The sequence below is a fragment of the Paenarthrobacter nitroguajacolicus genome (assembly GCF_029952445.1).
GTDB classification, from domain to species: Bacteria; Actinomycetota; Actinomycetes; order Actinomycetales; family Micrococcaceae; genus Arthrobacter; species Arthrobacter nitroguajacolicus_B.
The window spans coordinates 135,984-145,206 of sequence record NZ_JAQPPK010000012.1; the positions used below are offsets into that span (position 1 = coordinate 135,984).

8 protein-coding genes and 1 tRNA gene are annotated in these 9,223 nt (G+C 62.4%); 2 read left to right on the forward strand and 7 right to left on the reverse strand.

Going from position 1 to position 9,223, the window contains the following annotated elements:
- Nucleotides 1–42: 42 nt before the first annotated feature.
- The 4 genes from PJL15_RS10995 to PJL15_RS11010 all read right to left on the reverse strand — a co-directional run bounded on the left by PJL15_RS10995 (nt 43) and on the right by PJL15_RS11010 (nt 4,526).
- Nucleotides 43–822 carry a PIG-L deacetylase family protein gene (locus PJL15_RS10995; protein ID WP_281451178.1) on the reverse strand — a complete coding sequence of 260 codons (780 nt, stop codon included), beginning with the start codon at nt 820–822 and terminating at the stop codon, nt 43–45.
- Nucleotides 823–827: 5 nt separating this feature from the next.
- Complete coding sequence (locus PJL15_RS11000) at nt 828–1,781, reverse strand: electron transfer flavoprotein subunit alpha/FixB family protein (RefSeq protein ID WP_281451179.1); 954 nt, start codon at nt 1,779–1,781, stop codon at nt 828–830.
- A 13-nt stretch (nt 1,782–1,794) separates the two neighbouring features.
- Nucleotides 1,795–2,598: an electron transfer flavoprotein subunit beta/FixA family protein gene (locus PJL15_RS11005; RefSeq protein WP_281451180.1), complete on the reverse strand. Its 804-nt coding sequence runs from the start codon at nt 2,596–2,598 to the stop codon at nt 1,795–1,797.
- A gap of 233 nt (nt 2,599–2,831) precedes the next feature.
- The gene (locus tag PJL15_RS11010; protein WP_281451181.1) at nt 2,832–4,526 is read right to left on the reverse strand and encodes a S1C family serine protease; all 1,695 of its coding nucleotides are present in this window, start codon (nt 4,524–4,526) and stop codon (nt 2,832–2,834) included.
- A 319-nt stretch (nt 4,527–4,845) separates the two neighbouring features.
- On the opposite strand from PJL15_RS11010, the gene PJL15_RS11015 reads away from it, so the two are divergent.
- Both PJL15_RS11015 and PJL15_RS11020 read left to right on the forward strand, forming a co-directional pair.
- Nucleotides 4,846–6,900 carry a TPM domain-containing protein gene (locus tag PJL15_RS11015; protein ID WP_281451182.1) on the forward strand — a complete coding sequence of 685 codons (2,055 nt, stop codon included), beginning with the start codon at nt 4,846–4,848 and terminating at the stop codon, nt 6,898–6,900.
- Nucleotides 6,901–6,999: 99 nt separating this feature from the next.
- Nucleotides 7,000–7,788, forward strand: a complete 789-nt coding sequence (locus PJL15_RS11020) for a PspA/IM30 family protein (RefSeq protein WP_281451183.1) — start codon at nt 7,000–7,002, stop codon at nt 7,786–7,788.
- An 80-nt stretch (nt 7,789–7,868) separates the two neighbouring features.
- On the opposite strand, the gene PJL15_RS11025 is transcribed toward PJL15_RS11020, so the two are convergent.
- The 3 genes from PJL15_RS11025 to PJL15_RS11035 all read right to left on the reverse strand — a co-directional run.
- Entirely contained in the window at nt 7,869–8,681 is an 813-nt protein-coding gene (locus PJL15_RS11025; protein WP_281451184.1) for a GntR family transcriptional regulator, read from the reverse strand.
- Nucleotides 8,682–8,820: 139 nt separating this feature from the next.
- Nucleotides 8,821–8,894 (reverse strand) — tRNA-Met (locus PJL15_RS11030).
- Nucleotides 8,895–9,135: 241 nt separating this feature from the next.
- On the reverse strand, nt 9,136–9,223 hold an 88-nt coding region (locus PJL15_RS11035; RefSeq protein ID WP_281451190.1), incomplete at its 5' end, for an IS3 family transposase.

The window sequence follows — 9,223 nt, forward strand, 5'->3', positions numbered from 1 at the left end:
AACCGAGGTCAAGCATATGACACGCGTTACATCAGGGCAATGTCAGAAGCCGGCGATGGTGCTGGATCCATTCACCGACACAACGTGGAAGGCTTCCGCGCTGGTCCCTTCAGGGAGGCCGCAACGCTCCCCGTTCAGCACCATCATGCGGCGGACCACGCGCTCCATGGCTTCAACATCCGGGTGCTGGCTGGCGTGGATTCGAATAGCGTCAAGCTTCGCCTCCACATGGGCGGAGACATCCACGAAGTGGTTTTCCCGTGCCTCCGGGCTGGAGATGAACCACAGCCACGGCAGCTTGTACGCCTCAAGGCCGGCCTCAGCCAACTCCGGATAAGCGAACGGGTTCTCCACGGCGGGATACACCGCCCGGGTCACAGCCTCCCCCGCAGCCAAGTGGTCCGGGTGGCTCTTCTGGAGACGATCCCAGTTGCGTTCGGGGTGCATGGTCAGCACGATGTCTGGTCGGAGTTCACGGATGAGCTTCACTACCTGCTTGATAACGGCGTGTGACGGCTCAAGGTAGCCATCGCGCTCGTGAAGGTAATGGATGTCCGTGACGCCCACCAGCGCCGCGGCACGTTGCTGCTCTTCGGCACGGAGCTCGATGATCCTGGCCCGGTCCACGGGATCGAAGCCACCTGCATCGCCGTCGGTCATGATGCAGTAGCTGACCTGAACGCCGGCAGCCGTCCACGCCGCAATCGTTCCTGCGGCGCCGAAGTCAATGTCATCAGGGTGGGCAGTAAAACAAAGCACCCGCTCGACGCGCTCCGTGGAGGCGTCGAACGGGCTCTTTGCTGACGTAGCGTCAGTAGGCAAGGAGATCAGCCTTTCCGCTTCTTGATTTCGGCTGTCGCCTGCGGGATGACCTTGAACAGGTCACCGATGATGCCGTAATCGGCGATCTCGAATACCGGCGACTCGGCGTCCTTGTTGACGGCGACGATCACCTTGGATGTCTGCATACCGGCCTTCTGCTGGATAGCTCCGGAAATACCGGCCGAGATGTACAACTGCGGTGAGACCGTAACGCCGGTCTGGCCAACCTGGGCATCGTGGCCGATCCACCCGGCGTCGGTGGCAGCGCGGGAGGCGCCAACGGCAGCGCCCAGGGCGTCCGCCAGTTCTTCCAGCGGACCAAAGTCGCCGTCCACGCCTCGGCCACCGGCCACGACGATCCTGGCTTCGCTAAGGTCGGGGCGGCCGCTGACCGGCTTTTCGGCCCGGGCCGAGATACGCGCCGAAGCTGCAACAGCATCTGCCGGAACCTCTACCGTGGTGGTCGCCGGAACCTTCGCCTCGCCTGCCGGCGAAGGCTCAACGTTGTTGGCCTTGACCGAAAACACCGTCACGGGTGTAGTGGCCTTGGCGGAGGTGTTGTAGGAACCGGCCAGGACCGACTTGTGCGCCGTTCCGTCAGGCTCCACCCCCACGACGTCGGTGATGACACCGGCGTTCAGCTTGATGCCAAGCCTGCCGGCGATTTCCTTGCCCTCCGGCGAGTTGTCGAGCAGAACCGCTGTTGCTCCCGATGCTCCCGCAGCGGCAGCCAGGTAGGCCGCCTTTGGGCCGACCAGGTATTTGTCGAGTTCGTCCGTCGAAGGCCGGTAAACCGTGGTGGCGCCGTAGGCACCCAAGGTGGCGGCGACGTCGTCGGTCAACTCACCGGTGAACGCGACGGCGGTCTCCCCCAAAGAGCGGGCCAGGGTGAGGAGCTCCAGGCTGCTCTTCTTCAGAGCGGCGCCCGGGTTGTCAATGAAAACAAGTGCATTTGCCATGGTGGAGTCCCCTTTAGAGCAGCTTCTGGGCGGCAAGGAAATCGACCAGCTTGATGCCGGCGTCGCCTTCGTCGGTGATGATGGTGCCCGCAGTGCGTGGTGGCCGCGCCTCGGCTGACTCAACCACGGTCCAGGACCCGGCGAGACCCACCTGCGAGGCCTCCACACCGATGTCCGACAGCGTCAGCGAAGTGATCTTCTTCTTCTTGGCCGCCAGGATGCCCTTGAAATTGGGATAGCGTGGCTCGTTGATCTGGTCAGTTACCGAAACAACAGCAGGCAGCGGCGCCTCAACCGTCTCCGAGTAAGGACCCGCGTCCCGGCGTGCCGTGACCTGGCCCCCTGCGATCTCAAGGCTGGAAGCGAATGTCACCTGCGGAAGGGACAAACGCTCAGCGAGCTGGGCCGGGATCAGGGAGGTCTCTCCATCGGTGGACGCCATGCCCGTCAAGACCAGGTCCACGGGCCGTCCGTCGGCTGAGAGGTGCCTGATCGCGGCGGCGAGCGCCAGCGACGTGGCTGCGGCATCCGAACCGGCCAAGGCGTCGTCGCTGAGGTGGACACCGGAATACGCGCCGATCTGCAGCGACTTCTTCACCGCGTTGACCGCACCGGCCGGGCCCATGCTCAGGGCAATAACCTCATTGCCCGCCTTTGGTCCGCCGCGTTCCTCGGCCAGCTGCAGCGCTGCCTCCAGGGCATACTCATCCAGTTCGGACAAGATGCTCTCTTCACGGTCGGTTGTGTTGGCAGGACCGGTGATGTGCCGGTCGAACTGCGCGTCCGGGACGTGCTTGACCAGAACGACAATCTTCAATGTCTCTTCCACTGTCTTCGAAGCAGCCTTTCGTGCTTGTGGACGGCCAACCGCAACAGCGTGGCCGTGAATTGCCCAGCGCGTGGGCTCGTCCTAGCTAAGCATATTGCCCGCGGAAAACCACTCCCAGCGTTAAGCCCTGTTTCGGCTCCGCGAAACCACGCCGGGAACGGCACGACGGCGACCCGCACCAAGAGGTGCGGGCCGCCGTCGTGGTTTGGCTCGTCAGTGCCCTACTGCTGTGCGGCGTCGAGGGTAACCTCGACTTCCTGGCTCTGGCCACCGCGCTGGAGGGTGACCTTCACCTTGGCACCTGCAGGCTGCTCCCTGACCGCTGCAGTCAACTGGTTGGGATCGCTGACAGCGTAGTCACCGAACTTAGTGATGACATCGCCCACCTTGATGCCCGCCTTGGCCGCAGCCGAACCGCTTGTCACCGAAGCAACCTCGGCTCCCACGGAGAATCCGGAGTCGCTGCTCGTAGCCGACTTGGCCCGGACTGATACGCCGAACTGTCCGTGGCTTGCCTTGCCGGAATCGATGATTTCCTGGGCTACGCGCTTGGCATGGTTGATCGGGATGCTGAAGCCCACGCCGATGTTGCCGCCTGAGGAATCGGAGGTGCCGCTGCCTGCGGACGCAATCGCCACGTTGACGCCAATGATCTCGCCCTTGCTGTTCACCAGGGCGCCACCGGAGTTACCCGGGTTGATTGCCGCGTCAGTCTGGATCACGTTGATGGCAATGGAACCTTCATTTGCCGTGGTCTGTCCCTGCTGGCCGTTCGGCGGCGCAAACTGGAAGCCTTGGTCCCCGCCCTGCGAACTGTCAGTGCCCTCCTTGGGGGCTGCCGAAGAAGCCACGCTGATGGTCCGGTTGAGCGTGGAGACAATACCGTCCGTGACCGTACCGGTCAGGCCCAAGGGCGAACCGATCGCGACGGCGGTGTCCCCCACGTTGATCTTGGAAGAGTCACCCAAGGTGGCAGGAACCAAACCTGAAGCATCACTGACCTTGATGACTGCGAGGTCGGACAAGGGATCCGTTCCAACGACCGTCGCCTTCAGAACCTTGCCGTCGCTGGTGCGTACTTCGATGGCTGCGTTCGATGTCGCACCATCCAGGGTCACAACGTGGGTGTTGGTCAGGATGTGCCCCTGATCGTCAAGGATGACACCGGAGCCCGTGCCGCCTTCGTTGCCGCTGGTGGCCTTGATGGTGACTACGCTGGGCGAGGCCTTGGCCGCTGCGGCGGTGATTACATTGACATCGTCCTTGTTGTTCACGATGACGGTGCTGGACTGGCCACCCGTGGAAGCCACCGGTGCCGGGTTGTCCCACAATGCGTTGCTGCCTGCCACGACGCCGCCGCCGATCAGCCCGGCCGCGAGCATGCTTGCCACCAGGGTGCCGACGCCGAAAGCCGGCTTCCGCTTGGTGGCTACGGTTGAGTGGCCGGATGTGTGCTGCATTCCAGGGGAGTGCTGGGCTTGGGGGTTCTGGCCCTGGGCGGCGTGGAACTGCTGGCCGGCGTTGTTGCCGCCCGGGTTTGCTCCGCCCCCATAGAACGGCTGGTGCTGTGGGTAGCCGGGACGTTGGGCCGGATCCTGATGCTGCGGGCTGCCGTAGTAAGGCGGCTGGCCCTGGCTTGGTGCCTGCTGTTGGCCGTGACTTGGCGGCTGCGGCTGGCCGTGCTGTTGGCCCTGCTGTGGCCCGTTGGTTGGTGCCTGCGGCTGAAATGCCGGCAAGGGTGTGGTGGGCTGCGCCGCTGTTTCGTTGCCCTGGTTTTGCCCTGAGGTCCAGGCGGGCTGCTGCGGCTGGGAGTCATCGCTGTGCCGGGAGGCATCGTTGTGCTGCCCCGATGTTGCATGGGGCTGGGATGGCTCCCGGTTTTCCGGTGCGTTGCCCTGCGCTGGGTTCTCCGTCATGGGTCTTCCTTTCGTCCTCGTCTTCAATAACTATGTACCCAATAACTGGAACAAAAGGGGACGTTCGCTGGGAGCTTCCTGAAAGGCGGACGCTGCGGTTTTCTGGCGTCCCGATGGCCCTCAACGACACAACAATCCATGTTTCTCCTATATTTCGCTGGTGGCATATTCACCCCTGTGGACGGGCCATGGGGTGCACCATAGAATCAAGAGGAATTGCCACAGCGACCTGCGGCTTTACACCATGCGTGGGGGCGCTGAGCATTCTGTGACGATTGGTACGCCTTGTTCCAGTCGCAGACGTGCTGAAGGGTTGCACATGCGGTCAATATTTAAACGCGTACTCGCTGTCATTGGCGTGGCTGGATTGTTGGCCCTCCCGGCCGGGGCGGCTTGGGCTGCGGATCCGGTGACGATACCGTCGGGCCAGAACATCGTCGATGATGCCAACGTCCTTGGCGCCCGAAAAGGCGAAGTCCAGGACGCCATCCAAAAGACCCTCAAGGACCATAAATACAACTTGTACGTGGTCACGGTGGACTCGTTCACGAATCCTTCGGATCCCAAAGCGTGGACAAAGGCCGTTGCCGACAACAGGGGCATGGGCAAGCCGGACGCCATTCTAGCGATCTCCACGGCGGGCCAGTACAACTTCGCTCTGAACTCCGGGAGCGCCATTTACTCCAAGCAATCCGCCATTGCACAGAATGCCGTGGTGCCGAACCTGGCCGGAGGCAAGAAGGACTACGCCCAAGCGGCAATCGACACCGCAGCCGCTATCGGCGATGCAGCCGGCGGCGGCAGTGGAACTGTACCCAGCGGCAACGCAGGAGTCGGCGTGCTGGTCGGCGTCGGCGTCGTAGCGGCCGGCGGTGCGGGCACCTACCTCTACCTCCGCAACCGGCGGAAAAAGGGCGGCAAGGCCGTCAGCGCAAGTTACGGCCCCCAAGGCGAGCAGCTTGATCCCCTGGCCGGCATGAGCATCCCGGAACTGAGGCAGAAGAGCGGATCACTGCTGATCGAAGCAGACGACGCCATCCGTTCCAGTGAGCAGGAACTGGGGTTTGCGCAAGCGCAATACGGCGACTCTGCAGTCGGCAATTTCACCAAGGCCCTGGACGAGGCCAAGGGCCACATGACGGAGTCCTTCAAGCTGCAGCAGCAACTCGACGACCATATTCCGGACACCGAAGAGCAACAGCGGAGCTGGCTCGGCGAGATCATTCGCCGCTCGGAGGCCGCGCTGTCATCCCTGCGGGACCAGAAGGCGGATTTTGACTCCTTGCGCGAATTGGAAAAGAACGCCCCCCAGGCACTCGCGGCAGTAACGGCCGGAGCCAAGGACGCTGACGCGAAGATCGCAAACGCAGAACACTCGCTGGAAGGGCTTCGGGCCAAGTACGCCGAATCCGCATTGACTCAGGTTTCGGACAACATCCTGCAGGCCAAGGAGCGTCTCGCATTCGTTCAGAACGCCGCCACCACCGCGCAGGAGAAGCTGACCGCCGGTGAGAACAGCATGGCTGCGGTTGCCGTCCGTGCAGCAGAGGAAAGCCTCCACCAGACCAACATCCTGATCGAGGCTATCTCCAAGACGGCAGGCAGCCTGGACGAGGCACGTGCCTCGCTCGATGGAGCCGTGGCAGAGACCAGCCAGGACCTTGCCCAGGCCCGCGCGATGATCCAATCAGGTGCCCATCCCGAACTCGCAGGCCCCGTGGCTGGCGTGGAAGCGGCATTGGCGCAGGTGAAGACCGAAATCCAGGGTGGAAAGATCGACCCCATCGCAACGCTCAGCCGTGTCGAGTCGGCCCACCAGGCGCTCGACCAGTCGTTGTCAGGCATCCGCGATCAGCAGGAACAGGCCCGCCGCGCGCAGGCCTCCCTGCAGCAGACCATCATGGCGGCACAGGCACAGATCAGTGCGACGTCGGACTACATCACGGCTCGACGCGGGGGCGTTGGTACAGAGGCCCGCACAAGGCTGGCCGAAGCGCAGCGCAACCTTGATTACGCCTTGTCCATCTCACGCAATGATCCCGCGACAGCGCTGACCTACGCGCAACAAGCGCACTCGCTCGCGGCGCAAGCCGCCCAGCTCGCGCAGTCCGACGTCGACCAGTTCGGTTATGCCGAACAGGGTTACGGCCGTGGTGGAATGTTTGGCGGCGGAGGTGGTGGCGGTGGCCTCGGCGGCGCCATCCTTGGTGGCATCCTCATCAACTCCATCCTGAACGGCGGCGGAGGCGGCTGGGGCGGTGGCCACAACGACGGAGGTGGCGGCGGAGGCTTCTTCGGCGGCGACTCAGGCGGTGGGGGCGACTTCGGCGGCGGTGGCGGCGACTTCGGCGGCGGTGACTCCGGCAGCTTCTAAACCCAAAGACTAAGTGGGGCCCGTGCCCCGCATAGAAGCGGTACAACAACTGATCACTGATTTCAGTGGGCATCACTGAGCAGGACGAAAGGCAACACCATGGTTAAGCAGTCCATTTTCGGTCGGATCTCACAGCTGGCAAAGGCCAACATCAACGCCTTGCTTGACCAGGCAGAGGACCCGCAGAAAATGCTGGACCAGATGGTCCGCGACTACACGAACAACATTGCCGAGGCCGAGTCCGCCGTTGCACAGACCATTGGCAATCTCCGGATGCTGCAGGCGGATTACAACGAGGACATCAAGAACGCACAGGACTGGGGCAACAAGGCCCTGGCCGCGTCCAGGAAGGCCGACGAGTACCGCAATGCCGGCGATGCCGCTGACGCCCAGAAGTTCGACAACCTCGCCAAGGTGGCCATTCAGCGCCAGATGACCGCCGAGTCCGAGGCCCGCACTGCGGAGCCGAGCATCGCCTCCCAGACGGAGGTCGTGGAAAAGCTCAAGTCCGGTCTCGACCAGATGAAGAACAAGCTCAACCAGCTCACTGCCAAGCGCAATGAACTGGTTGCCCGTTCCAAGACCGCTGCCGCGCAGTCCCAGGTGCACGATGCCCTCAAGAGCATCGACATCATGGATCCCACCAGTGAAGTGGGCCGTTTTGAAGAGAAGATCCGTCGCGAAGAGGCCAAGGTGCTTGGGCAGCAGGAGCTGGCCGCGTCGAGCCTCGATGCCCAGTTCAATCAACTGGAAGACCTGGGTGAGCAGACCGAGATCGAAGCCAGGCTCGCTGCACTCAAGTCCGGCGGCGCCAAACCCGCCATCGGCGCAGGTGCCCCTGCCTCCTCGGAAGCAACCGTTGACGAGGCAGACTTCGACAAGCTGTAACGACGAAGCTGGAGGGCCTGCCCTCCGCGTGCTGCCAACAAAAGAGTGGGCAGGATCCCGGCGATCCTGCCCACTCTTCTTTAAGTTCTGGCTGCCTGGCTCGCGGCAAGGGGTGGGGCTTCGTGCCCAGGGCTGGCATCCGTGGCCACTTCGGCACGGATTTCGAATCCCTTTGGGTGGAAGTAAGTCACTGTGCACTCCAGAACCTCACCGTTGGGTCCCAATGTGGTTCGTTCGAGTCTGGGCACCATGGCGAAGCCACGCACGTTCAGGGCGTCAGCCAGGTGCTCAGGAGGGGCGTGCATAGTCACCGTAATTTCGGCACGATGCAGTGGCTTCAGAGTTCGGTCCTGAATGACCTGGTAGATGGAATTCCGCTCCGCGTCGGCCAGGCTGATATGACGTCCAATATGCGAGGGAATGAAGATTTCCGCGATTGCGTACGGCCAACCCGCACTTGAGTACGAGCGCCGGATGACCAGGACAAGGTTGTCATCCGAGACCAGCTTGGCCGGAACGGTCCTGTCTTTTTCCATCCATTTGTACTCAATGAGGCCCTTGGCGGTCTTCATTCCGGCCGCAGTGAAAGTCTCCATGAACGGGGCCAGCCGGTTCAGCATCTTCACGGGACGCTGGGCCATTACGAATGTGCCCTTTCCCTGCCTGCGAACCAAGAGACCCTTCACCACCAGGGTCTCAATCGCCTTTCTGACTGTCGTTCGGCTGATGCCGTATTCGTCCATGAGGGCTTCTTCGGTGGGAATCCGCGAGCCCGGTTCCAAGCGGCTCACCAGTTCCGTCAGTACGTCAGCCACCTGCTGATACACCGCAACAGGGCTGTCCCGTTGAAGAACTTGGCGGTCGAAGCCGGAATTAGTGTCGTCATTGACCATTGGGCTGTCCCATCGAAAATCTTCCTGCCTCAGCGAATCCGGATTTGATGCTAGCACCCACGCACCCGGTCACCCTTTGGGGTGCCGTGGTTAAACAAAAGATCCGGACCAGTTTTACTGATCCGGATCTTTTCTCCAGTTGCGGGGACAGGATTTGAACCTGTGACCTCTGGGTTATGAGCCCAGCGAGCTACCGAACTGCTCCACCCCGCGTCGCAAGAACAACTCTACCCCACCCTTAAGGGTGCCACTGACCAAAGGGCACCCAAGGTGCCGTAGATCACGTCAGGCGCTCCGTGATTCAAAAGAGTGGGCGCGGAACGTGAGAGAGCGACCCAGCGAAGGGTGCGGGATGTGAGAGAGCGACCCAGCGAAGGGTGCGGGATGTGAGAGAGCGACCCAGCGAAGGGTGCGGTGAACTGGTCCCCGATTGTTGGACTGGCTAATTGGGATTTTAGGCTGCGAGGGTCTGGGTCCGGTATTGGACCGGGCTCTGACCGTCGAGTTTGGTGGAGATCCTTTCGTTGTTGTACCAGTGGATG